27 protein-coding genes and 1 pseudogene are annotated in these 22,607 nt (G+C 70.7%); 10 read left to right on the top strand and 18 right to left on the bottom strand.

Annotated elements, in window-relative coordinates; translation table 11 throughout:
• Nucleotides 1–6: 6 nt before the first annotated feature.
• Together ACQP10_RS19300 and ACQP10_RS19295 are read right to left on the bottom strand one after the other, a co-directional pair.
• Entirely contained in the window at nt 7–1,245 is a 1,239-nt protein-coding gene (locus ACQP10_RS19300; RefSeq protein WP_399501588.1) for a M28 family peptidase, read from the bottom strand.
• Entirely contained in the window at nt 1,242–1,481 is a 240-nt protein-coding gene (locus ACQP10_RS19295) for a hypothetical protein (RefSeq protein ID WP_346021335.1), read from the bottom strand. The genes ACQP10_RS19300 and ACQP10_RS19295 overlap by 4 nt, the downstream gene beginning before the upstream one ends.
• 244 nt (nt 1,482–1,725) lie before the next feature.
• Between ACQP10_RS19295 and ACQP10_RS19290 the strand changes: the two genes are divergently transcribed.
• Nucleotides 1,726–2,547, top strand: a complete 822-nt coding sequence (locus tag ACQP10_RS19290) for a sulfite exporter TauE/SafE family protein (protein ID WP_346021336.1) — start codon at nt 1,726–1,728, stop codon at nt 2,545–2,547.
• Between the two features lie 42 nt (nt 2,548–2,589).
• Here ACQP10_RS19290 and ACQP10_RS19285 read toward each other — a convergent pair whose 3' ends face one another.
• From ACQP10_RS19285 to ACQP10_RS19255, 7 genes are all read right to left on the bottom strand, one after another.
• Nucleotides 2,590–3,648 (bottom strand): ArsO family NAD(P)H-dependent flavin-containing monooxygenase, encoded by a 1,059-nt coding sequence (locus ACQP10_RS19285; protein WP_433539403.1) that lies wholly within the window; start codon nt 3,646–3,648, stop codon nt 2,590–2,592.
• Nucleotides 3,645–4,043 carry a metalloregulator ArsR/SmtB family transcription factor gene (locus ACQP10_RS19280; protein WP_399501586.1) on the bottom strand — a complete coding sequence of 133 codons (399 nt, stop codon included), beginning with the start codon at nt 4,041–4,043 and terminating at the stop codon, nt 3,645–3,647. The genes ACQP10_RS19285 and ACQP10_RS19280 overlap by 4 nt, the downstream gene beginning before the upstream one ends.
• Nucleotides 4,040–5,314, bottom strand: coding sequence for an MFS transporter (locus ACQP10_RS19275; RefSeq protein WP_433539402.1), 1,275 nt, complete (start codon nt 5,312–5,314; stop codon nt 4,040–4,042). The genes ACQP10_RS19280 and ACQP10_RS19275 overlap by 4 nt, the downstream gene beginning before the upstream one ends.
• Nucleotides 5,311–5,574, bottom strand: a complete 264-nt coding sequence (locus tag ACQP10_RS19270; RefSeq protein WP_346021340.1) for a hypothetical protein — start codon at nt 5,572–5,574, stop codon at nt 5,311–5,313. The genes ACQP10_RS19275 and ACQP10_RS19270 overlap by 4 nt, the downstream gene beginning before the upstream one ends.
• A 14-nt stretch (nt 5,575–5,588) precedes the next feature.
• Nucleotides 5,589–6,995, bottom strand: a complete 1,407-nt coding sequence (locus tag ACQP10_RS19265) for an FAD-dependent oxidoreductase (protein WP_433539401.1) — start codon at nt 6,993–6,995, stop codon at nt 5,589–5,591.
• Nucleotides 6,996–7,021: 26 nt separating this feature from the next.
• Nucleotides 7,022–7,174, bottom strand: coding sequence for a hypothetical protein (locus ACQP10_RS19260; RefSeq protein ID WP_433539400.1), 153 nt, complete (start codon nt 7,172–7,174; stop codon nt 7,022–7,024).
• A 112-nt stretch (nt 7,175–7,286) separates the two neighbouring features.
• Entirely contained in the window at nt 7,287–8,390 is a 1,104-nt protein-coding gene (locus ACQP10_RS19255) for a flavin-containing monooxygenase (protein WP_433539399.1), read from the bottom strand.
• Nucleotides 8,391–8,471: 81 nt separating this feature from the next.
• Here ACQP10_RS19255 and ACQP10_RS19250 point away from each other — a divergent pair, with 81 nt between their 5' ends.
• Nucleotides 8,472–8,831 (top strand): ArsR/SmtB family transcription factor, encoded by a 360-nt coding sequence (locus tag ACQP10_RS19250; protein WP_346021344.1) that lies wholly within the window; start codon nt 8,472–8,474, stop codon nt 8,829–8,831.
• 19 nt (nt 8,832–8,850) lie between these two features.
• Here ACQP10_RS19250 and ACQP10_RS19245 read toward each other — a convergent pair whose 3' ends face one another.
• Together ACQP10_RS19245 and ACQP10_RS19240 are read right to left on the bottom strand one after the other, a co-directional pair.
• Complete coding sequence (locus ACQP10_RS19245) at nt 8,851–9,504, bottom strand: Tn3 family transposase (protein WP_433539398.1); 654 nt, start codon at nt 9,502–9,504, stop codon at nt 8,851–8,853.
• A 37-nt stretch (nt 9,505–9,541) separates the two neighbouring features.
• A pseudogene (locus ACQP10_RS19240) lies at nt 9,542–9,937 on the bottom strand (VOC family protein).
• Nucleotides 9,938–10,097: 160 nt separating this feature from the next.
• Between ACQP10_RS19240 and ACQP10_RS19235 the strand changes: the two are divergent.
• Nucleotides 10,098–10,703: a Cgl0159 family (beta/alpha)8-fold protein gene (locus ACQP10_RS19235; protein WP_433539397.1), complete on the top strand. Its 606-nt coding sequence runs from the start codon at nt 10,098–10,100 to the stop codon at nt 10,701–10,703.
• Here ACQP10_RS19235 and ACQP10_RS19230 read toward each other — a convergent pair.
• Complete coding sequence (locus ACQP10_RS19230; RefSeq protein WP_433539396.1) at nt 10,638–11,021, bottom strand: hypothetical protein; 384 nt, start codon at nt 11,019–11,021, stop codon at nt 10,638–10,640. The genes ACQP10_RS19235 and ACQP10_RS19230 overlap by 66 nt on opposite strands.
• Nucleotides 11,022–11,255: 234 nt before the next feature.
• On the bottom strand, nt 11,256–11,591 hold the full coding sequence (locus ACQP10_RS19225) for a hypothetical protein (protein WP_433541918.1): 336 nt from the start codon (nt 11,589–11,591) through the stop codon (nt 11,256–11,258).
• 169 nt (nt 11,592–11,760) lie between these two features.
• On the opposite strand from ACQP10_RS19225, the gene ACQP10_RS19220 reads away from it, so the two are divergent.
• Genes ACQP10_RS19220 through ACQP10_RS19210 form a run of 3 tightly spaced genes read left to right on the top strand, consistent with a single transcriptional unit; the run spans nt 11,761 to nt 15,049 of the window.
• On the top strand, nt 11,761–12,678 hold the full coding sequence (locus ACQP10_RS19220) for an ATP-binding cassette domain-containing protein (protein ID WP_346021348.1): 918 nt from the start codon (nt 11,761–11,763) through the stop codon (nt 12,676–12,678).
• Nucleotides 12,675–14,252 (top strand): hypothetical protein, encoded by a 1,578-nt coding sequence (locus ACQP10_RS19215; RefSeq protein ID WP_433539395.1) that lies wholly within the window; start codon nt 12,675–12,677, stop codon nt 14,250–14,252. The genes ACQP10_RS19220 and ACQP10_RS19215 overlap by 4 nt, the downstream gene beginning before the upstream one ends.
• A gap of 32 nt (nt 14,253–14,284) precedes the next feature.
• Nucleotides 14,285–15,049 (top strand): ABC transporter permease, encoded by a 765-nt coding sequence (locus tag ACQP10_RS19210; protein WP_433539394.1) that lies wholly within the window; start codon nt 14,285–14,287, stop codon nt 15,047–15,049.
• 979 nt (nt 15,050–16,028) lie between these two features.
• On the opposite strand, the gene ACQP10_RS19205 is transcribed toward ACQP10_RS19210, so the two are convergent.
• Together ACQP10_RS19205 and ACQP10_RS19200 are read right to left on the bottom strand one after the other, a co-directional pair.
• Nucleotides 16,029–16,697, bottom strand: coding sequence for a response regulator transcription factor (locus ACQP10_RS19205; protein ID WP_433539393.1), 669 nt, complete (start codon nt 16,695–16,697; stop codon nt 16,029–16,031).
• On the bottom strand, nt 16,694–17,875 hold the full coding sequence (locus ACQP10_RS19200) for a sensor histidine kinase (protein WP_346021352.1): 1,182 nt from the start codon (nt 17,873–17,875) through the stop codon (nt 16,694–16,696). The genes ACQP10_RS19205 and ACQP10_RS19200 overlap by 4 nt, the downstream gene beginning before the upstream one ends.
• A 154-nt stretch (nt 17,876–18,029) precedes the next feature.
• Here ACQP10_RS19200 and ACQP10_RS19195 point away from each other — a divergent pair, with 154 nt between their 5' ends.
• Both ACQP10_RS19195 and ACQP10_RS19190 read left to right on the top strand, forming a co-directional pair.
• Nucleotides 18,030–18,464, top strand: a complete 435-nt coding sequence (locus ACQP10_RS19195) for a hypothetical protein (RefSeq protein ID WP_346021353.1) — start codon at nt 18,030–18,032, stop codon at nt 18,462–18,464.
• 38 nt (nt 18,465–18,502) lie between these two features.
• Complete coding sequence (locus ACQP10_RS19190; RefSeq protein ID WP_346021354.1) at nt 18,503–18,733, top strand: hypothetical protein; 231 nt, start codon at nt 18,503–18,505, stop codon at nt 18,731–18,733.
• Nucleotides 18,734–18,837: 104 nt separating this feature from the next.
• Here ACQP10_RS19190 and ACQP10_RS19185 read toward each other — a convergent pair whose 3' ends face one another.
• Entirely contained in the window at nt 18,838–19,197 is a 360-nt protein-coding gene (locus ACQP10_RS19185) for a helix-turn-helix transcriptional regulator (RefSeq protein WP_346021355.1), read from the bottom strand.
• Here ACQP10_RS19185 and ACQP10_RS19180 point away from each other — a divergent pair.
• Both ACQP10_RS19180 and ACQP10_RS19175 read left to right on the top strand, forming a co-directional pair.
• Nucleotides 19,196–20,530 carry a serine/threonine-protein kinase gene (locus tag ACQP10_RS19180; RefSeq protein WP_433539392.1) on the top strand — a complete coding sequence of 445 codons (1,335 nt, stop codon included), beginning with the start codon at nt 19,196–19,198 and terminating at the stop codon, nt 20,528–20,530. The two genes, ACQP10_RS19185 and ACQP10_RS19180, sit on opposite strands and share 2 nt — an antisense overlap.
• 331 nt (nt 20,531–20,861) lie before the next feature.
• On the top strand, nt 20,862–21,236 hold the full coding sequence (locus ACQP10_RS19175; protein ID WP_433539391.1) for a hypothetical protein: 375 nt from the start codon (nt 20,862–20,864) through the stop codon (nt 21,234–21,236).
• Nucleotides 21,237–21,281: 45 nt separating this feature from the next.
• On the opposite strand, the gene ACQP10_RS19170 is transcribed toward ACQP10_RS19175, so the two are convergent.
• Entirely contained in the window at nt 21,282–21,686 is a 405-nt protein-coding gene (locus tag ACQP10_RS19170; protein WP_433539390.1) for an Ig-like domain-containing protein, read from the bottom strand.
• Between the two features lie 500 nt (nt 21,687–22,186).
• Nucleotides 22,187–22,462 (bottom strand): hypothetical protein, encoded by a 276-nt coding sequence (locus tag ACQP10_RS19165; protein ID WP_346021359.1) that lies wholly within the window; start codon nt 22,460–22,462, stop codon nt 22,187–22,189.
• Nucleotides 22,463–22,607: the final 145 nt, after the last annotated feature.

Raw genomic sequence — 22,607 nt, 5'->3', positions numbered from 1 at the left:
TTCCTCCTAGGCGTTGAGCAGCATGACAGTCGCCACCAGCAGCCGGGCGGCGGCCATCAGTGTGTTCGGCTGCACGCGATCCGGAGTCTCGGCCGGAGTCTGGTAGCCGGGCATGCCCATGCCGACGCCGATAGAGGCCAGGCCGACGGCGGCGTAGCGGCGGTTGTCGGAGGCCATCGCGCCCGCTCGCAGCGGCACACCGACCAGGCGGGCGGCCTGGTCGAGGGTGGCCAGCAGGGCGTGGGCGGGGCCGCCGGCCTCGACGGAGGCGGCCTCGTGAAGGTGCGCGGCGCCGTCCAGGTTGATCACCAGCGTGTCGGCCGGCAACGCGGGCGCGTGGTGGGCCGAGCCCCATGCCCCGCTCTCCTCGGCGTCCAGGAAGGCCACCGACAGCCCAGCCCGTAGGGCCGGGACCGCCGTCAGGACGCGGGCGGCCTCCAGGACGGCGGCCACGCCGGAGGCGTTGTCGGCGGCCGCGGGGAGCCGCATGCTGGGATCGTCACCGACGCCGTCGTAGTGCGCGGTCAGCAGTACCCGCGGCCCGCTCCCCGCCCCTCCGGCGTGGGAGGGGGCGGGGAAGCGGGCGCAGACGTTGTGGCCGTCCGCGGAGACCTGCCGCAGCGGCATCGACCCGGTCACCTGCACCGGGCCGGCGGCCAGCGCTTCGGCCAGATGGGTGTGCCGGTCGGGGTGTAGGGCGATGATCGGGACGGCGCGGGCGGCCGGTCCGGCGATCATCTTGGGCATCCACCCTTCGGAGTCGGTGCCGCGCGCGGTCAGCACCCCGGCCGCGCCGTGGGCCTCGGCTCGTTCGCACGCCCGCGCCCAGTCCCCGGCCGCGGCCAGCACCCATCGGCCGCCCAGATCGGCCTCGGAGGCCGCGGCCAGCGGCGCGGTGCGCGGGTCCGGCAGCTCGGCGGAGGCGAGGTGCTCGACGAAGTCCCGGCGGTGCTCCAGGCGCAGCACCTGGCCGCCTGCGCTCCATTCGAGCACCGGGGTGGCATACAGCTCCCGCACGTCGGCGACGGGGAAGGAGTCGAGCTCGACGTCGGCGCTCAGCTCGCGCAGCCGCTCGGCGAGCCAGGTGGCGGCGGCGCGGCCGCCGGGGGTGCCCACGCGCCGCCCGGTGTAGTGGTCGCGGGCCAGTTCGTGGACCGTGGCTTCCATCCGCTGTGCCGACACCTGGCTCAGCAGTGTGGCGAGGCCGGCCGGGGGCGAGTCCACGTCCGGGGGCGTGGATGTCATCCGCAGCACCCGGCGGCGTCTGCGGCCTGAGCGTCGACGGGGGCCGGGGCCTGGCCGCAGCAGCCGGACTGAGCGGCCTCCTGGGCCGCGGCCGGGCTTCCGCAGCAGCTGGTGGCCGCCTGGTCGGCCTCGCTCGTGCTGAGTGCGGCAGGGGCTCCGCAGCAGCCGCCGGCTGCGGACGGGGCGAATGCCTCTTCCAGGTCGCCGATGAAGCCGCCGCTGGTCTGGTTCGTCATCGTGGTCCCCTTCGTGTTGGACAGCGGCAGGGCCGCCGCCCAGTAGTTAGATATATGCCTAAGCAGTCCGATGGTCTCATTTTACTTAGATAGACGTCAAGATAGACAAGAATCGAATTATCCCGGCAGGCGACTGAGGCAGTGACGTGCCCGTTGGCTCCGTCGATAGCGTGAGCCGAACGGACACAAGGGGGCCGATCACGCCGGACACGGCGGGCGGCGTGGCGAGCCAGGAGCGTGGTCGGTGACCCTGAAGGAAAGCACCATGCCCGCGCCGGCGGCACGCTCGCTGCCACTGGCCTTCACCGCCGGCGCGGCGGTAGGCACGCTGGGCGGGATGATCGGCCTGGGCGGGGCCGAGTTCCGACTTCCCCTGCTGATCGGCCTGTTCGGGTTCGCCGCACTGTCGGCGGTCATCCTGAACAAGGCGATGAGCCTGATCGTGGTGCTGGTCGCGCTACCTGCCCGGCTGGCCGCCGTCCCCCTGGCCGAGTTGGCCGCGCACTGGACGGTCGCGGTCAACCTGCTGGCCGGCAGTCTGCTGGGGGCCTGGGCGGGAGCCTCGTGGGCGGTCCGGATGCGCACCGCCACCCTCTACAAGGTCCTTGGCGCGCTGATGGTGCTCATGGCCGCGGCTCTGGTGCTCACCCATACCACGGCAGTGAGCTCGCTCGCCCTGCCCGGCCCGCTGCTGGTAGTGACCGGCGTCGTGGCCGGGTTCGGCATCGGGATGGTGGCGGCCATCATGGGTGTGGCCGGCGGCGAGTTGCTGATCCCTGCGATCGTGTTGCTGTACGCCGTGGATATCAAGGCTGCGGGCAGCCTGTCGCTGGTGGTGTCGCTGCCGACCATGCTGGTCGCGTTCGCCCGCTACAGCCGGGACGGCAGCTTCGCCGTCCTGGGCGCCAATCTGCGCTTCTCCGTCATCATGGTCGCCGGCTCTGTCGCGGGCGCGCTCCTCGGCGGGCTACTGCTCGGGGTGGTGCCCGATCTTGTGCTCATTCCCGCCCTTGCCGTCGTCCTGCTGATCTCAGCGGTCAAAACGGCCCGTCACGCCCGAGGCTGACGGCACCATGCGCAGGCCGGTGGCGGTCCGGGGACCGCAGATCTACAGCTGGGCGACGATCTCTGCGGCCACTTGCCGTGCCGTGCGCCCCGCGCCGATGAGGGTGGCCGACGCGGGGCCGGTCCAGTCTCCGTAACCGAGCAGGTGCAGGCGGGGCTCGCCGACCGCCTGGGTGCCACGGGTGGGGACAAGGCCGTCCCGGCCACGCAAGCCCAGGGGCGCAAGATGGCGCAGGGCGGGACGGAAGCCGGTGCACCACAGGATCACGTCGCAGGCCAGGGTGCTGCCGTCGGCCCAGGCAACGCCGTACGGGGTGAAACGGGCGAACATGGGCTCGGCCTTCAATGCGCCGCGATCGCGGGCCTCGCGCACGGGTAGGACGGCGACGATGTCGCCCAGGTCGGCGATGCTCTCGGCCTGTTCGCCCGCCTGGGCGGCGCGATGGCGGCGGGTGGCCAGGTCGAACAGGGCGCGGCCGTCGATGTCGTCCGGCAGCAGGCGGGGCGGGCGCTGGGTCATCCAGATGACCTCGGCGACCGTGGACACCTCGGCCAGGAGCTGGGCGGCGGAGTTGCCGCCGCCGACGATGACCACGCGCTTGCCATGCAACGGTTCAGGGCCGCGGTAGCCGGCGGTGTGCAGGTGCTCGCCGCCGAAGTCGCGCAGGCCGGGGTAGTGCGGGACGTAGGGACGCCACCAGGTGCCGGTGGCGCTGATCACGTGCTTGGCCTGCCAGGTGCCGTGGCCGGTCTCGACCAGGAGGCGGCCGTCGCCGCGCCGGACGGCGTTCACGGTGACCGGGCGCAGTACCGGCAGGTCGTAGCGGCGTTCGTAGTCGGTCAGGTAGGTGACGACCTCGGCGGCGCTCGGGTAGCCGCCGTCCGGTGGAATGGGCATCATGCGGCCGGGCAGTGAGCTGTACTGGGCCGGTGAGAACAGGCGCAGGCTGTCCCAGGCGTGCTGCCACGCGCCGCCGGCGGCGTCCTGGGCGTCGAGGATGACGAAGTCGGCTTTGGCGCGGCGCAGGTAGTAGCCGGCGGCCAGGCCCGCCTGCCCGCCGCCGATCACCAGGACGTCGACGGGCCGGGGGCCGTCTGTCATGCGGGCAGCAGCTCCAGCTCGGTGCGTCCCGCCGCAGGCTGGGGGGCGGGCCTGGGAGCGGACTCGGTGAGCGGGGTGAACAGGGCGCCGAGTCTGTTCACCGCCTCGGGGATGATGCGGTAGTAGACCCAGGTGCCGCGCCGCTCTCCGTCGATCAGGCCTGCCGTGCGCAGAACCTTGAGGTGGTGGGAGATGGTGGGCGCGGTCAGGTCGAAGGTGCCGGTCAGGTCGCAGACGCACGCCTCGCCGCCGGCGTGGGAGCCGATCATGGACAGCAGGCGCAGCCGTACCGGGTCGGCCACGGCCTTGAGCAGCGTGGCCAACTCGGCGGCGTCGGCCTCGCCGAGCGGTTCACGGGCGATCGGGGCGCAGCACTGGCCGGACGGGACGGTCATGACAAGCCCTCCTGATTCGAAGCTTGTCTAAACCCTAGGCGATGATAGGCCACCAGTGCGAACGCGGCGACCCCGCAGGCGGCGGCGACAGCGCTCATCACCCAGCCATAGCCAACGGCTTGAGCGAGGGCGACCGCGCCCAGTGGGGCCAATGCCTTGTCGGCGACGGAGAAGATCGCGATGCGGCCGGCCAGCGAGGCGTAGGCGGTGGTGCCGTACCTGCCGACCAGCAGGTGCGGCAGGGTGATCGAGGCGATGCCGAAGCCGAGCCCGAACAGCAGCACCGCACCGATCGCGCCCACCACGCCGCGCCCGATCAGCGGCAGCAGCAAGACGGCCACGCCTTGCAGGGCGAAGATGGCGGCGGCGATGAGGGCGGCGGGCAGCCGGGTCTGCAGGCCGGTGGTGATCAGCCGTCCGGTCACCGACAGCACGCCTAGCAGCCCGGCCAGCGTGGCGGCCAGCACCGGCGGGTGGCCCAGATGGATCAGGTAGGTGATGAGCAGGACCGCCACGGTGGCGACCGCGCCGCCGTTGGCAGTGAAGGCGATCACCAGCAGCCAGAACGGCCGCGCCCGGGTGGCCGCCTTGACGATGGCGGCCCGCTCCCGCGCTGCGGCGGACGCCTGCGTCCTCGCGGTACGGGCGCGGCGGCGCAGCACGAGGGCGTGCAGCGGGATCGCCGCGATCCCGTAGACCAGGGCCAGGATCACCAGCGCCGCACGCCAGCCGTACCGGTCGACCAGCAGGCCGGTTAGCGGCAGGAAGATCGAGGAGGCGAACCCGGCCACGATGGTCAGCGCCAGCAGCCCGTTCGCCCGGCCGCGCTCGTTGCCGGCGTAGAGGGAGACGATGACGGCGAAGGCGGCCTCGTACAGCACCATGGAGCAGGCGACGCCGACGAGGGCGAACACCGCGTACAGCTGCGGCAGGCTCTCCACCCGCGACCAGGCCAGCACCGCCGCGGCGCCGAGCACCGATCCGGTGGTCATCAGGGCGCGTCCGCCGCGGGTGTCCAGCAGGCGGCCGACCAGCGGCGCGCAGAGGGCGGCGATCAGTATGGACAGCGTGAGCGCCGCGGCGATCTCTGCGTTGGTGGCGTGCAGGTCGCGGGCCATGGGAGCGAGGAAGACGGAGAAGGCGTAGTAGAGCACGCCGTAACCGATGGTCTGGGTGACTGCCAGCGCGGCGACGACCCGCCGGCCATGTCCGGTACGCGGCGGACCGCCGCCCTGCTGTTCGAGGGCGGCGGTCTCGGCGGGGGACCTCATGCGGGGCAGGCGATCAGCGCGCGGCCTTCAGCCGTGGTCGCCCACCCGCCCGCGGGGGTTTCGACGATGAAGCCTTGGGCCTGCAGCCGCCAGGCGAGGGTTCCCGCCATCCGGGCGGCCGCCGGGGTGTAGCCGGGGTTGGTGCTGGGCCTGCGGGTGGCGACCAGTTCGCCGGCCAGCCGGTGGGCGGGCATCGGCTCGTGGTCGCAGATGAGGCGCAACGCTTCTTTCTGGGCGGCGGTGGGGTAGCCGTCGGACATCGGGGTTGTTCCTTTCAGCCGCAGCAGCCGCCTTGAGCCGAAGCGGAGACGGTGGCGAGCGGGAGCGGGGTGGACAGCAGGCCGCCGCTGATGCCGGTGGCCAGGCCAACCCGCTGCTCCTGGGCCTCGGCAAGGTTGGAGGAGCACACGCCGGTCTCGGGCAGGTCGAGCCGAACCTCCCGGGCCGCCTCCCAGTCCCCGGCGATCGCCGCCACGACCGAGCGGACCTGCTCGTATCCAGTGGCCATGAGGAACGTCGGGGCGCGGCCGTAACTCTTGACGCCGACCGCGTAGTAGCCGGGCTCGGGGTGGGCGAGTTCGTCGACGCCGTGGGCCGGGACGGTGCCGCAGGAGTGCTGGTTGGGGTCGATCAGCGGGGCCAGGGCGCGGGTGGAGCCGAGCACCGGGTCGAGGTCGAGGCGGAGTTCGGAGGCGATGGAGTGGTCGGGGCGGTAGCCGGTGGCCGACACGATCCGGTCCACGGTGACGGTCTGCTCGTGGCCCGACGGGTCGCGGCTGATCACCTCGACGCCCTGGTCGGTGGCGTTGACGCGGTGGGTGAAGAAGCCGGTCAGCAACTGGATGCGGCCGGATTCGACGTGGGCGCGCAGCCGGGTGCCGAGCGCGCCGCGGGCCGGGAGAGCGTCGGCGTCGCCGCCACCGTAGGTACGGGTGGCGTTGCCGGCGCGGATCGCCCAGGTGATCGGGGTGTCGTCCAGTTCGGCCAGGGCGAGCAGGGTGGTGGCTGCGGAGTGGCCTGCGCCGACGACCAGCACGCGCTTGCCCTCATATCGGTCACGGTCGGCGCCGAGCACGTCCGGCAGCGCGTGGTCGACGAACACCTCGCCCTCGCCGTGGGCGGGCAGGCCGCTCGCGCCGAGCACGTTCGGGCTGGTGTAGGTGCCGGAGGCGTCGATGACCGTACGGGCCTGCAGCTCGGTGCCGTCGGCCAGGCGGATCAGGAAGGGGGCCTGCTCGCGGCCTGCCGTGCGCACGCGGTCGTAGCCGAGGCGGCTGATCGCGCTCACCGTGGCGCCGAGCCGCATCCGGTCACCGAACAGCTCAGCCAGCGGCACCAGGTAGTCATCGATCAGCTCGGCGCCGGTCGGCAGCCATTCGGGGTCGGGCTCGCTCCAGCCGTCGGCTTCCAGGAGGCGGCGGGCTGCGGCGTCGATGTTGTACTTCCACGGGCTGAACACCCGCACGTGTCCCCATTGCGCGATCGACGCGGCGACCCGGTCACCGGCTTCCAAGAGGAGGAAGTCGATGCCGCGCTCGGCCAATCGGGCGGCGGCGGCCAGTCCGACGGGCCCGGCGCCGATCACGACGACCGGCAGGCCGGTCACCCCCGGGGCGGTCTGCTGGGCAGTGGTGAACTGCTCGATCTCGATCGCGGTGGTGCCGCAGCAACTGTCACTCATGACGGCTCTCCAGGTAGGCGCGTGGGCTAGCGGAAGGACGGGAACGTGGCGTAGAGGCGGGCGCGCTCGATGGCGGCATCGGCGCGGCGGTCGAGGTCGCACACCCGTGAGGTGGCCTTGTCGACGGTGAAGCCGGCCCGGTCGATGGACGGGCGGCGGCGGGTGAACAGAGCGCGCATCACGCACCCCCTTGGATAGAAGTTCATCTAAGCAGGAGTCATCATGCGTCACTGCTTAGACGTAAGTCAAATCAGATTGTGGTCGAGGCGGAACAGGAGACCCCGAGCGGCCTCAGGATCGCTCCCCGGCGCGCTGGGGAGCGCCGCGCAGGTGACGGGCGAGCATCCCCACCACGTACGCGGCGTCCGCGCCGACGCCGCGCAGAGTGTTGGAGGAGGGCGTGCGCTGCCACTCCAGGCCCAGGTAGCCGAGACCGGGATGGGTCACAGACAGACCGCGGCGCTGGCGCGGGTGACCACCGTCGTCCAGTGCGCCCAGGTCGGTGAGATAGGGCAGGTTCGGCCGGTAGCCGGTGGCCAGCAGCACCGCATCGACGCGCTCGCGCTCGCCATCGGGCCAGACCGCGTGATCGCCCTCCAGGCGGGTGAACATCGCCCTGCGCGTGTAGCGGCCCTCGCGCAGCGCCCGGCGGTAGCGGCCGTCATCGAGCACCGGTGAGCCGGGCGGGGCCTCGGCGCGGGCCAGCGGCAGCCGGTCGAACCCGGCCAGGCGGAACCAGAAGTGCAGGTCACGTCCCAGCGGGCGTTGGGCCACGAACCGGATCGGCTCCCGGCTGGCCAGCGTCACCCGGCGCTCGGCGGCCAGCTCGTAGGCGACCTGGACCGCCGAGTTGCCCGCCCCCACCACGACGACGTGCTCACCGGGTAGCGAGGCCGGGCAGCGGTAGCCGGCGACGTGCAGCACCGGGCCGGTGAAGGTGTCCAGGCCGGGCAGCGCGGGCCGGTGCGGGCGGCCGAAGGAACCGCTGGCCGCGATGACGGCAGGAGCGGTCAGCTCCTGCCCGTCGGCCAGGCGCACGAGGAAGCCGCTCGCGCCGGGCTCGCCGGCGGGCAGGACGGCCTCGACGCGGGCGCCGGCGCGCAGCTCGGCGCCGCGCTCGACCAGGGCGGCGGCATACCGCTCCAGGTAGGCGACCACCTCATCGCGGCGCGGGTAGCGCTCGGGGTCGCCGCCGAAGGCCATGCCGGGCAGGCTGCTGTAGCGGGCGGGCGAGAACAGGGCGAGGCTGTCGTAGTAGCGCGGCCAGGATCCGGCGGCCCGATCGGAGGCTTCCAGCAGCATGGGCCGTAGTCCCTGCTCCAGGGCGGCATGCGCGGCGGCCAGGCCGGACTGTCCGGCTCCGACGATCACGATGTTGTCGTTGGCGATGGGCATGCCGCAGAACGTACCGTCATTTTCTAATATGTCAATATCTTGGTATGAGGGGTAGAGTGCCGGAGCAGGAGGGAGCACCCCATGGCCGAACCCACGACATCACCAGCCGCGCCGACGGACGCGACGGCGGACAGCACGGTGGGCGCCACGTGCGCGCCACAGCTACCCCTGGCCGCCCAGGACTTCCTCAAGGCCCTGGCCAACCCCGGACGCCAGCAGATCATGCTGCTGTTCGCCCAGGGCGCCGAGCTGTCGGTCAACCAGGTCGCCGAACGCGCCGGCATCAGCCAGTCCGCCGCCTCCCAGCAGCTCGCCCTGCTGCGTCGCGGCGGCATCGTCACCTCCCGCCGCGACGGCAAAGAGGTCCTCTATCGAGGCGACCGCGACGGTGTCGCCCGCATCCTCGCCGACCTGCAGAACTACCTGAAGTTCTGCTGTTGACCGCCCGTCGACGGCGAGCTCACCCGGCCGGGGCGGGCACGTCGTGGAAGGGGCGCAGCCCGGAGCCGACGTCAGCGCGGGTGAAGGCGTAGCGGCCCAGGAAGTTGATGTGCTCGTAGGCGATCGGCGACAGCCGGGCGCACATCTCGTCGGTGACCGGGAAGCCTTGGGCGCGCAGCCGCTGCACGGCGGCATCCAGATAGAGGCTGTTCCACCAGATGACCGCGTTCAGCGCCAGGCCCAGGCTGCCGAGCTGGTCTTCCATGCCCTCGCGGTAGCGCCGGCGCAACTGCCCGCGGCTGCCGAAGGCGATCTTGCGGGCGAGCCGGTGGCGGGCCTCCTGCACGTTCAGTTGCGTGCCGATCATCCTGCGGTAGCCCTCATCATGCAGGAACTGCAGCAGATGCAGGGTTTTGAAGATGCGGCCGTAGCGCACGAACGCCTCGCCCAGGCCGGTGGGGCGGCCGTCGGCCGCCCACTGCCGCAGCCGGTCGTGGGCACCCTTCCACGATCCGAAGTGCTCGGGCAGGTCCATCCACGGAGTCCCGGTGCGGAACCTGAACGCGATCGCGTCGATCACCTGCCGGTGATCCCGCCACCGCCCTCCCCGCCGAGGCGTCCGGTCCGGCAGCAAGGGCTCGATGCGCGCCCACTGGGCGTCAGTCAACGACACACATCAACCAACGATCCGATGATCTGACAGGAACGGCCTAGACCTGTGGTGCCAGGGAACGCAGGACGCAGAACTCGTTGCCCTCGGGGTCGGCCATGACCACCCAGCTCCGGTCCGGGCCCTGGCCCACATCCGTCCTGGTGGCGCCGAGGCCGAGCAGCCTGGTCATCTCGTCCTCGGTGCCGGCGTCGACCGGGCTGACGTCGAGGTGAAGCCGGTTCTTCACAGCTTTACCCTCCGGCACCTGGACAAACACCAGGGTGGTTGGCATCTGACGGGCCCGGACCTCTTAGACGGTCGGCACCCAGGAGTCGATCTCGACGCTGTCCTCGCTACGGTCGATCACCTTGAAATCGAAGACCTCGCACCAGAAGGCGGCGAGCCGCTCCGGGTCGTGGCAGTCAACACTCAACTCGGTGAACCTGCCTGTCATACCTCTCCCAGATCGTACGAACGGGGCTCAGCGTAGGCCGCCTGTCCGACGGATTCGAGATCTTTTGATCAGGGGCATCAGACGGGTTTGATCCGGAGGAAACCGCCTAGTCCGGCTGGCCCCCGTCGTCGTCCTCGTCCAGCTCCGGCGCGTCCGGGTCGTGCAGTGGGCGCAGGGCGCCGGCGGGGACTCGATGGCCATGGCGGATCGGGGCGCGCTCCTGGACCGGCTCTGTGTGGCGCTGGAACGCCCAGGGGTGACGGGGGTGATGGGCACCGCCGACATCCTGGAGGACCTGCTGCTGCTCGGCGTGCTGGACGGCAAGTCGGTGTTCGGATCGATGAACCGGACCGGCCTGGCCGGCTCGACGTTCGAGATCGATGACCGCTTCACCGCCTACGACGCGGAGACCATCGCCTCCATGGGCTTCGACGGAGGCAGGACGCTGACCCGGATCGCGCTGGAGGACGCGGCGACGCCTTCTGGCCTGGAGAACACGGCCCGGGCCGTCAACGAGCTCAACGACCGCAAGCTGATCGCGATGGTCGAGCCGTTCATCTCCCGATGGAGCAACGGCAAGATCTGCAATGACCTGTCGCCGGAGGCCGTGATCCGGGGGCGCGCCTGGCGCGTGAGGGCCGCCTTGGGCGGGGCTGTGGCACGGCGGTTCGTCCACGGCGGGTTCCTCACGGCGGACCGTTCAACGGTGGCCGGCCGGGGCGGCCTGGGCCCGTCGCAGGCGGTCTCTCAGGTCCGGCAGCCGTGAGCGGAGCTCCGGGATGTCCCTCGCGCACACCGTGCCCGGGAAGTCCGGGAGCTCGGACCTCATCGCGAGCGAGGCCGGCGTGGGGAACCCGACCTCCCCGTTCCTCCCGACGCTGACCCCGTCCCGTTCCGCCCACGCGCTGTTCAGGGCGACGGCCCGCGCCGGCGGCATGTCCGCGGGCAGATCCAGTGCCAGGCTCCGCCCGTGGATGCGGACGGGATGACCACCGGGCAGCCCGAGCGGGCCCGGCAGGCTGGCCCGCACTTCGCGCCCGGTGACGAGGTCCGCCAGCAGCAGCGCGGTGACGTGGCCCGTCACGGCGTTCAACTCGGATCGGGCCGCAGCGCGCTGACGCCGGAGCAGCGGGCCGAGCGGCCGGGCGCATCGTGTTGACCACGACGTCGGCCGCGGCGTCGCCCGCACCGGTCGAGGCGAGAAAGGCGGGAAGCGGGGATTCACCGGGCCTTATCCCGCGGACACCGCGCACGACCCGCAGTTGTCCCGTGTCGGCGGCCGGCTGCAGCCGGATGGCCCTCTGCTGGGGCAACGGGCTCAGCAGGCTGATGAATTTCCGGTGCCAGCGAGTGAGGAACCGGCGCCGTTCGGCGTCGGGCACGGCGTGCCAGATGAGCTCGACCGACTCGTGCATCGCCTCGATGGTGACGGGCTGCCAGAGCGCGCCGCCGTCGCGGGCCTGTCGACGCCCACACACAGCGCGACGTGGTCCAGGCCGTCGAAACACCGCCCGTCCCCGGTGAACGCGTGAGAGCCGGCCGGCCCCTGACGCAGCCGGATCACCGGTGATCCCACCGTGCGCACGCTTCTCCCGTGTCCGGCCAGCCGGGCGGTGATCTCGGCCGCCACGTCGGTGAGATGTTCGCCGAACAGCCGGCGATGACCTGTGGTGATGCGATTCCCGAGACCGCACGGGGTTGAGGTTCCGCTGGTCCGCGGCCCCGGCGCGGTGCGTTTCCGCCGTGCTCCGGCGGCACCCCTGACGGCAATGTGACGGCTCCTGTTCGGCTCGTGTTAGGGCCGGGTCCGTACAACCGATCGCATGCAAGCAAGCATCGAAGTCAGCGGGTTGCGCAAACGGTTCGGCGCGACCCTGGCGCTGGACGGCATGTCGTTCACCGTGCCGCCCGGCCAGGTCACCGGGTTCGTCGGCCCCAACGGGGCGGGCAAGTCCACCACGATGCGGGTGATCCTCGGCCTGGATGCGGCCGACGAGGGCCACGCGCTGATCGGCGGACGGCCGTACACCGGCCTGACCAACCCGCTCACCCACGTCGGCGCGTTGCTCGACGCCGGCGCGCTTCAGCCGAGCCGTACCGCGCGCAACCACCTGCTGTGGCTGGCCCACTCCCAGGGCCTGGACGGCCGTCGGGTCGACGAGGTGCTCCAACAGGTCGGGATGCGGTCCGCAGCCCGGCGCAAGGCGGGCGGCTTCTCGCTGGGCATGCGGCAGCGGCTCGGTATCGCGGCCGCGATGCTCGGGGATCCGCCGGTGCTCATGCTGGACGAACCGGTCAACGGCCTGGATCCCGAGGGCATCGTGTGGATGCGCGGCTTCCTGCGGTCGCTGGCCGGTGAGGGGCGGGCCGTGCTGGTGTCCAGCCATCTGATGAGCGAGCTGGAGGACACCGCCGACCACCTCGTGGTGGTGGGCAAAGGCCGCGTCATCGCCGATACCAGCGTGGCCGACCTCATCACGACCGCCTCCCGCGGCCGGGTCACATTGCGTACGGCGGCGCGCTCGGAGGCGATGTCCGTGCTGGGTGACGCCGGCGCCACGATGGCCGTGACCGATCGCGACACCATCGTCGTCTCAGGGCTGCCGTCGGAGCGCATCGTGGCGGCACTCAACGCCGACGGGGTGCCGTTCTCCGAGGTGGCGGCGCACCGGGTGACGCTGGAGCAGGCCTACATGGACCTCACCGCCGATGCGGCCGAATACCGGGGAGCGGCACGATGAGCGCCGTTTCACACCGCTCCTCGCACCGCTCCGAACCGCAGGCCGGACGCGGGGACTTCGGGCGGTTGCTGCGCGCCGAGTGGACCAAGTTCAGGACGGTGCGCGGCTGGATGGTCGCCATGACCGCCGCGGCGCTGGTCACCGTGTTGCTCGGGCTGCTGTCCGCGTCCGGCGACCACGCCTCGTGCGGCTCTGGTCCGATCGAGGTCGCCTGCCCCCCGCCTCCGGTGGGTCCGGGCGGCGAAGCGGTGGACGACAAGTTCTATTTCGTGCACCGGCCGCTGGCCGGGGACGGCGGCATCACCGTCCGCCTCACCTCCATGACCGGCCAGATCCGTAAGCCCGATGTCACCCCGGGACAGCGCAACGTGGTTCCCGGCCTCGTGCCGTGGGCGAAGGCCGGAGTCATGATCAAGGAGAGCACCAGGCAGGGCTCTGCCTACGCGGCGGTGATGATGACCGGTGAGCACGGGGTGCGGATGCAGCACAACTTCACCCACGACGTGGCCGGCCGGGCGGGCGGCGTCTCCCCGCAATCGCCGCGCTGGCTCCGGCTGACCCGCTCCGGCGACACCCTCACCGGGTACGAATCCGCCGACGGCACGAACTGGACCCCGATCGGCACCGCGACCCTGGCCGGACTACCGCAGACCATCCAAATGGGACTGTTCGCCACCTCCCCGGGCGACCTCACAGTCACGCAGGGAGATCTCGGCGGGTCCGTCGCGGCGTCCCGCTTCACCGAAGCCACCGGCGAGTTCGACCAGGTCAAGCTCCAGGGCAACACATCCGGCGCGTGGCGCAACGACGACATCGGCGTCACCGTCGCGCCCGACGGGGCCGAGCATCACCCGGGCCGTGCCAGCGAGTCCGGCGGCACCTTCTCCGTAACCGGTGTCGGCGACATCGCGCCGGCCATCGAGGGCCCGACCCCCGAACGTCCGCTCAGCAGCGCGCTGACCGGCCTGGTCCTGGTGATCGTGGTGGCGGTCATGTTCATCACCGCCGAGTACCGGCACGGCCTGATCCGCATCACCCTGCTGGCCGGCCCGCGCCGCGGCCGGATGCTGGCGGCCAAGGCGCTGGCGCTCGGCCTGGTCACCTTCGCCGCCGCCCTGCCCGCCACCGCGATCACGTTCACGGCCGGCGGGCGGATTCTGCGCGACAACGGCAACGCCGTCCTCCCGGTGTCCCCGCTCACCCAGGTGCGCATCGTGGTCGGCATGGCGACGCTGTTCGCGCTCGCCGCCGTGCTCTCCCTCGCCCTCGGCGCGCTGCTGCGACGCGGCGTGACGGCGGTCATCACCGCCACCGCGCTGATCGTGGTCCCGCACGTCCTCGCAACCACCTCGGTCCTGCCCGACAGCGCCGCGCAATGGCTGCTGCGCCTCACCCCGGCGGCCGGCTTCGCCACGCAGCAGAGCATCCCGCAGTACGCGCACGTGCTCGGCCACTACGCGCCCATCGCCGGGTTCTACCCGCTGCCGCCATGGGCCGGTCTGACCGTGCCGGCCGGCTATGCCGCGCTCGCTCTCTGCTTGGCCGTCCTTCAACTCCGCAGGAGGGACGCATGAGACATCATCATCGGAACCTCTCCTGGTGTCGTATGAGAGAGCACCTGCATGCGGAGTGGACGAAACTCCGTACCCTGGCCGGCACCGGCTGGCTGCTGCTCACGATCGTGGTGCTGACCGTCGCCGTCAGCGTCGCGGCCTCCGCCGTCGTGTCCTGTGTCCCGCGCGGCTGCGGCTACGACCCCGCCAAGATCGGCCTCTTCGGGGTCCAGGTGAGCCAGGCGGTCGTCGCCATCCTGGCCGTCTCTGCAATCACCGGCGAATACGGCACCGGCATGATCCGCCTCACCCTGGCCGCCATGCCGCGCCGGACCGGCGTCCTGGCCGCCAAGGCGATCATTCTGGTCGGCTTGACCCTGGTCGCCGGGAGCGTCGCCGTGCTCGCCTCCGCGCTGGCCGCGCGGCGCATCCTGCTCGACCACGGCTTCCCCGCCGAAACGCTCCTCCTCACCAGCGGTCCCATGCTGCGCGCCGCCGTCGGCTCGGTCCTCTACCTGGTGCTGATCGCCCTGTTCAGCCTGGGGGTCGCCACCGCCGTACGCGACTCCGCCGCCGCCGTCGGGGTCGTGCTCGGCCTGCTCTACCTCTTCCCCGCCCTCATCCTCATGATCGCCGACGATGACTGGCAGCGGCTCCTCTGGCAGATCTCCCCGATGAATGCCGGGCTGGCCATCCAGGCCACCACCAACCTCGTCGGCCTCCCCCTCAGCCCATGGGCCGGCCTGAGCGTACTCGCCGCATGGGCCACCGCGGCGCTCCTGGGCGGCGGGCTGCTCCTACGGATGCGCGACGCATAGTCGCCGGCCGGATCTCGGGCGGCAGGTAGGGCCGGACGCCCCGGGTGAGGCAGTGACGCCACCGACGCCGGCCGGTAGGTCCGAGAAAAGCATCAGCGCTCCTGGCGCGGACCTGGCCGGCGGTGCGGGTCACCCGAGCGGCCCGCCCCGCGCGGCCGGCGACCCGCCGGGGCCCGGCTCATCCGAGCGTGCATCGGCGCTGTGCGATCCGCTCCGGTAGCGATCGCGAGAATGCGCCACCTCTCTCGCCAAGTCAGCGAGAACTCGCCAACTCAACTGCGAAGCCACGACCACGATCCGGTCCCGCCGGACCTCCCCAGGGAAACCCAGGCGCACATGCTCCTCTAGATGCGTTTCGTTTGCGAACGATAGGATTTTGTTCTGATACGAAACGAAACAAGGGTTGATGGGTTCAATGAAGGAGGGTTTCGATAAGCTCCATTATCGCAACCCTTAATATCCAGGTACGGGGGCTTCTCCCGAACGTGTTGTCCTCGCTCGGCTGCGGAGTGCCGCAAAGTCGTCCCGGGCTTTTGCCAGTGGGTGTCAGTGGATGGGCCACGAGGTGTCAGCAAGACCACCGGCGTCGTCGGTCACCACCGGCACGGTGCGCGCCGCGTGTCCCGCCGGTGGAGACAGCAGCAGCGCGCAAGCATGCGCCCGGGTCACATCCGGTGCGAACCATCACGCAGTGACATCGACCAGTCGCAACAGGTCGACCTGACGAAGCGCTCCCAGGCCTGGCGCCGGCACGGGTGAGATCCATGTGACAACAGACGGCCGCTTCGTCGTAGTACTTCGATTCGCTCAGATCAACGTGAAGGGTGCAAGGGGGGCATCCTGTCGGTCGCGGTGGCCGCCGTCATGCGTTCCCGAAGCCGGGGGAGCGGGTCGAGCAGAGGAGTGATCGCCACGGTACATATCGCCGCGACGGGGGTGCAGCCCGCCGTCGATGGGAGGTGCGGCAGCGTGGTGTTCACTACTCCGCCGGGCCGCCGGGGGTGACGAGTCCGGATTCGTAGCTGAGGACGACGAGTTGGGCGCGGTCACGGGCCCCGAGTTTGGCCAGGAGCCTGCTGACGTAGGTGCGGGCGGCGGCGGGGCTGATGTGCAGGCTGGCGCCGATCTCGTCGTTCGACTCGCCTCGGCCGATCCCGGCCAGCACGTCGCGCTCCCTTTCGGTGAGCGCGTCCAGCAGCTCGGGGCGTACCCGCGTGCCGAGGCGGGCACTGAGGTGCCCCATGACCTTGGTGGTGATCGCCGGTGAAAGCAGTGACCCGCCCGCGGCGACGACGCGGATCGCCGCGCGCAGATCGCCGGGGGCCACGTCCTTGAGCAGATACCCCGCCGCTCCCGCACGGATGGCGGCCAGCACGTTCTCATCCTCGTCGAAGGTCGTCAGCACGACGACACGCACGTCGCCGAGGCCGGGGTCCGCCGCGATCCGCTCGGTGGCGGTGATGCCGTCGAGGCGAGGCATACGGATGTCCATGAGCACGACATCGGGGCGGTGCCGGCGGATGACATCGAGGCCCGCCTGCCCGTCCGCGGCTTCGGCGACGACCTCGATGTCGCCGTCGTACTCGGCCAGCGACCGCAGGCCTGTGCGTACGAGCTCCTGGTCGTCGACCAGCACGATGCGGATCACGATGCCAGCCTCGCGGGGATCGTGGCCTCGATGGTGAACCCGGCGCCTGGTGCGCTGCGGGTGGAGAGGGAGCCGCCGAGCAGACGCACTCGCTCGGTCATGCCGGTGATGCCGTACCCACCCGTTCGGTCGCCTCCGGCCGTACCACGGCCGTCGTCGGCGACGGTGATGCGCAGCAGGCCGGCCTCCATGACGGCGTTCACCCGCGCCGTCGTCGCATGAGCGTGCCGGAGGATGTTGGTGAGTGACTCCTGGATGACCCGGTAGGCGGCGGCGTCAACGGCAGCGGGCAGGTCGTGGACGGCGACGTCGATGTCGGCGGTGACGTCGACTCCCGCGGCCTTCGCCTCATCGATGATCGCCTGCACGTCGGCGAGCGAGCGGACGTGGCGTGTCCCGTCGTTGTCGGCACCGGCGCGCAGGAGGCGAAGCATCGACCGCAGCTCCCGCAACGAGGCGGTGCTCTGCTCCCGGACTCGGTCGAGAGCGGCCACGACGGCCCGGTCGTCCCGGCCGACGGCCTCGCTGCCGACGCTCGCGTGCAGTGCGATGACCGAGAGCGCGTGCCCCAGCGTGTCGTGCAACTCGCGGGAGATGCTCTCCCGCTCACTCTGTACCCGCAGCTCAGCCTCTCGTGCCGACTGCTCCCGGATGAGCCGGTCGATCCGCCTCTGCTGCGCGGCGCGCAGGCGGCGTGCCCGGATGCCGTAGCCGAGGGCGATCGCCACCGCCATGAGCGCGACGTTGGACACCGAGTCGGTCCCGAGCACATACCCGACGGGTTGCGGGTCGTCGCGGACCCGGAAGTACAGCGAGACGACGAACACGACCGCCGCCGCTCCGGCCGCCCATCGGGTCGCCCCGAGTTCGGCGGCCGAGTACAGTGCCGCCACAACCGGAAGGGCAACGCCGATCGGCGGATATCCCAGCGTGTAGTACGCGAACGTCCCCAGCACGCTGAGCACGACCACCGGGGCCGGCATCTGGCGCCGCAGGAGAAGGACCGCACCGAACCCCAGGGCGAACACGTAGGCAATCACGTTCGCGGGCGCGTCGCCGCCGGCCCGGGACACGGCGATGATCGCCGACAACACGACCGCGACCACCACGGCGAGCAGCACATCAAGAACCCGGGGCGCGACCCGCCCCGCACCGTCATCCCCGTGCCACTCCGTCACCCGTCCAGGGTAGGAGCCGGGACCGAATCCGGGCATGCGCTGCCGGGACCATCCCGATGTCGCTTTCTGACGTACTCGTGTCACGCCGAGAAGCGATCCGGGCCGAGCGTCAGGGCCGATGACCGGCGACGCGCGCATTCGTAGCGTCGTCGTCATGACCAACATCCGCGCCCTGAACTGGCGTCTGATCATCGGGCTCGGCGCCCTCGCGCTGATCCGCCCCCTCGTCCGCATCGCCGAATCCGGGCTCGGCATCGAGAACCGGCCAGCGGTCCCGATCATCCTCACCGTCGTCATCTCGATCGTCTGGATCGCGGTCGTCGGGCTGAGCGCGAACCCCGCACCCGTACCGACCCTCCTGTTCGCCGGGTTGGCTTACGGCGTGCTCTCCATCGTCCTCAGCGGCATCCTGTCCCCGATCATCGACGGACACCTCGACGGCCCGCTGGCGAATCCGATCGCGATCGTGCCCGCCCTGTTGATCAACGCCGTCTGGGGCACGGCCGCGGGAGGAGTCGCACTCGCGCTCCAGCGTGCGCGCGGCATCCGGCCATCCACCACTCCCAGGGGCGAATCCGGAGGCGAATGACGAGCGGCACGAGCGCGACAACCGAGAGGGAAACCGCCATGCGCACCGCCGGGATCGGCGTCCTCGGGCTGATCGGAGGGCTGCTCTTCGCGATCGTGCTCCAGGACGTCCTTGCCCACGCCCTCACCGGCGACGGCGGCACACCGTCTGTGCTCGGCATGATCCTCGGCTCGCTTCTCCCCGCCTTCGCTCTGCTGGGCGCCGTACTCTCCGTCTGGCTCGACCGTCGTCACCGCCGAACCCGCTCAAAGGACACCACCGATGACTGAGCGGCATCGTCGAAGGCGAGGCGATCATGCCCCGGTCGGCGTGCAACGCCTTCGGCCGCCGGCGGGGGCGTCCACGTCGGCCCCGGACGCGCGGGTGTTGTGCTTCAGCCGGCGTGGTGCCGGTAACTGCCGGGCGGTGACCCGTACTGGCGTTTGAAGGCATGGGTGAAGGTGTACTGCGAGCTGTGGCCGGCCTGTTGGGCGATCGTGTTGACGGGGGCGTCGGAGGCGCGCAGAAGCCGGGCGGCGGTGGTCATCCGCCACCATGTCAGGTAGGTGAGCGGCGGCTGGCCGACCAGATGGGTGAATCGCCGGGCGAAGGCGGCACGGGACAGTGAAGGTCTCCGTCGGCGTCGTCCGCAAAACCCTCGCAGCCGCTGCTGAGGGCAACCCCACTGACCATGATGGTGACTTGTACCCTGATCAACTGTTCGGGCCAAGCGCGATGGCGGGAGACGGGGCATGACTTCGAGGCTGGCCGGTGACGTGGTCGGCAGGCGCTACAGGCTTGCCACCGAACTGGGATCCGGTGGTTTCGGGCGGGTCTGGCGGGCTCACGACGAGACTCTCGACGTAGACGTTGCAATCAAGGAACTGCGACTGCCGCCGGAGATGCCGGGAACCGAACGAGCCGAGCGGCTGGCGCGGGCCACGCGCGAGGCCCGCAATGCCGCACGGTTGCGCAAACACGACGGCATCGTCGCGATTCACGACGTCGTCATCGATGACGGCCTTCCCTGGATCGTCATGGAACTGATCGACGGCTGCTCGCTGAGCGAGCACATCAAGCAGCACGGCCCTCTTCCGGTGGACAGGGTCATCGCAGTCGCTGTGGCACTGCTGACGGCAGTCGGCGCAGCGCACCGGGAAGGTGTCGTGCACCGCGACATCAAACCGGCCAACGTCATGCTCTCCGAGAACGGGAAGGTCCTGCTCACCGACTTCGGGACAGCGATCCACCACACTGACTCCGCGCTGACCGCCACCGGGATGTTCATCGGCTCGGCGGAGTACATGGCACCCGAGCGGTTGCGCGGCATTGACGGCCTTCCCGCCGGGGATCTGTTCTCCCTCGGCGTGACTCTTTACCAAGCCGTCGAGGGGTTCTCGCCGTTCCGCCGTGATACCCAGGAAGCGACTTTGGCCGCGGTGCTCCTGGAGGAGGCGCCAGCGCCGCAACGAGCCGGGCCGCTCACGCGGCTCATCACCCGACTGCTGGACAAGGACCCGGGCGGCAGGCCGACGGTCGACGAAGCACTGGCCATGGCAGGAGACATGGCAGGTGAGCAGCCCGCAAACACCGTCCATCTGCGGCACGACACCAAGATCCTGCCGGCCTGGCCGAAGAAGCGGCAGCCGGTCGCAGTTGCCGCGCTGATGGGGGTCATGACAGCGTTGGCGGTCATCACGGCACTCGCCGTCGCCGGACTTCCCGATGCCGGCAAAACGTGGGGGGAATTCGAGCATCTCGAGGGCGCCGTCGTGCTCAGCGTTGCCGATGTCGTTCTGGCTGGCTTGGTGTGCGCCAGTCTCGCGCGGTTCATGCCGGTGAACGTCGGCAAGATCGTCATTGCTGTCGTCGGTGTCGCCGGGCTCGTCTTCGGCTGTGGCGCGACTGCTTTCGCCTTCCACGGCGCTGGCGAAATCTTCCGGAACGAGATGAATCTATTGCCCCGAGAGGCCGCGACGACGTCGCTTGCCTTGATCAGTATCGTCGTCCTCGTCGCCGTCGGGTCGGCCTTGAGCTCGCAACTCCTCGTTCGGCGCGAAACGATCAAAAGTCGAACACGATCATGATCGACCGCACGATCCGATCAGCGTCGGATGCCGCACTGGTCGAGCCGAGAGACCCCGGCAGCATCCACGATTGGCAGCCCGACATGACGGACATCACCGAGGTCGCTGCTGGCCGACCGAGGCGCTCGCCGCCGCGCTCATCGGGATCGTGAAGCCGGTGTCATCTGGGGTCGCCGTGAGGCGTCAGGCACGTAAGGCATGTGGGGTGGTGCGCACGTGGCTTACGGATATCCAAGGGTTGTTCCGTCACGTCAGCCACGTAAGGGACGTGCCGTGCTCCAGACTTCGCCCTGAACGAACGGTGGGAGCGTACGCAGCGCACCGTCGGACCGTGCACCTGCGCGTCCGAGTGGGCAAGAACCGCGCCCAGATCGCCGCCGCCCTCGGGTGGCACCCCGACACCTACCGGGGCTGGGAGCTCACCGGACGGGCCGAGGACAAGATGAGCGGCGAGCCAGCCTGGGGGAGCGATCCGGACCGGCCGGACCGGGGCCGCTGGGCACCCGCGCCGTTCTTCGACCGGGGCGTGCTCCAGCGCGGAGCCATGGTCGACGGCGACTGGCGGCCCCCGATGTACGGGCCCTACCAGTACGGCAATCCCCACCACTTCACAGCGTTCGAAGTCCCCGCCGAACGCCTCCGCCAAGCCCTCCAACGCACCCGCGAGGATCGAGAAGCACAACTCGGGGAACTCCTACGTGGCTGACATGCCTTACATCTCCCCGAGCCCCTGACCAGCGCGTTCGCTCGCCTACCCCAGATAATGGGGATTGGCCCGATCGTGCTCGGTGGCGGTGCGGGCGGAAGCCTCCTCCACCGTGGCGGTGGCGGTCCCGCAGGCGGTGGTGATGGTGTAGGTGAAGGCGTCGCTGCCGACGAGGCCGGGGCCGGGCGTGTAGACCACGGTGTTGCCGGAGATGGTCGCGGTGCCGTGGCCGGGAGTAGCGACGTTGCTGATCACCGGTGCGGTCGCGGTGTCGTTGACCAGGACGGACACGCTGACGGGTTTGCCCTGGGTGCTGGTGATATCGTCGACGGCCTTGGTGGGCGAGATCGACTGGCCGCCTGCGATCTGGATCGGTGGGGCGGGGGTGTTGTTCCCGAGCCGGCCTGGGGCGGCGAGGACGCTGCTGATCCCGGTCGGGCGGATGGTCATGCTGCGCCCGGCGGTTCGTGATCGTTTCAGGTGAATGTCTGCTGGTCGCATAAGGCCAGCGACGCTCCGGTTGTGGGGTCTTGGGACTATCCGGCCGAAATTGAACGATAAGCCTCCGCCGCAGGTCAAGGAGGGTTGCGAACGGGTGGGTGGATGGGGGCGCCGCCGATCCTGGTGAACATGATGGCCGCGTGGATCAGGAAGCCCGCTTGGGAATCGGCCCCGGTGGTCCTGAGGCGCCAGAACGCGGGGCACCCGATCTGCACGCCTGGAACGTCGCCGAACCTCGCTGAAACCAGGGGGTCCGGGTGGGCGGCCCGGACAACTGGCCTTCCTCCAGCCAGTGGGAGGAAGGCTTCGACCCCACCGAGGCCGACGACGCCTACGCCGAGGTAAACCCCTACGCCGAGCCCACGTGACCGTGCGCACGATGACCGTGCGCACGAGGGCGGGAGGCGCACTCCGCCCTCGTGCGCAGTCTGACGCGCGGTGCCTGGGGATCAGGTGGTGGGTTCGCCGACCAGCTCGATCTCGATCGCCAGGACGCCGAGGGCTCCCTTTCCGGGGCCGTAGATGCGGCGGATGTTGGCCAGCTGCTGATCGCGCGGGCTGGCCGGGTTGACCCGCTCGGGGCCTTCGGAGTCGAGAAGGTCCTCGAAGGTCCGGTAGCGGGTGACGCGCTTGACGCGGGTGAGGGCGTCGTCGTGGCCGCAGACGAAGCGGATGTGGTCGCCGGCGGCGAGGGTGCGAAGGTTGGGGTACTGGACGCGGCACATGAGGTCAGCGCAGGCCGTCGTCGCCCGCGTCCTCCTCAATGCCGCAGAGACCGCAGCTGGGAGACCGTGCCCGGCGGCGAGGATCTGAAGGAACGACCCGGCGCCAAGATTTGCCATCCGCAGGAGGCCCGAGGTGCGTTGACGA

This window comes from Streptosporangium sandarakinum (genome assembly GCF_050942225.1).
In the GTDB taxonomy this organism is placed as follows: domain Bacteria; phylum Actinomycetota; class Actinomycetes; order Streptosporangiales; family Streptosporangiaceae; genus Streptosporangium; species Streptosporangium nondiastaticum.
Note: the sequence above shows the minus strand (reverse complement) of the source record. Positions and strands in the feature narration are given on the sequence as shown.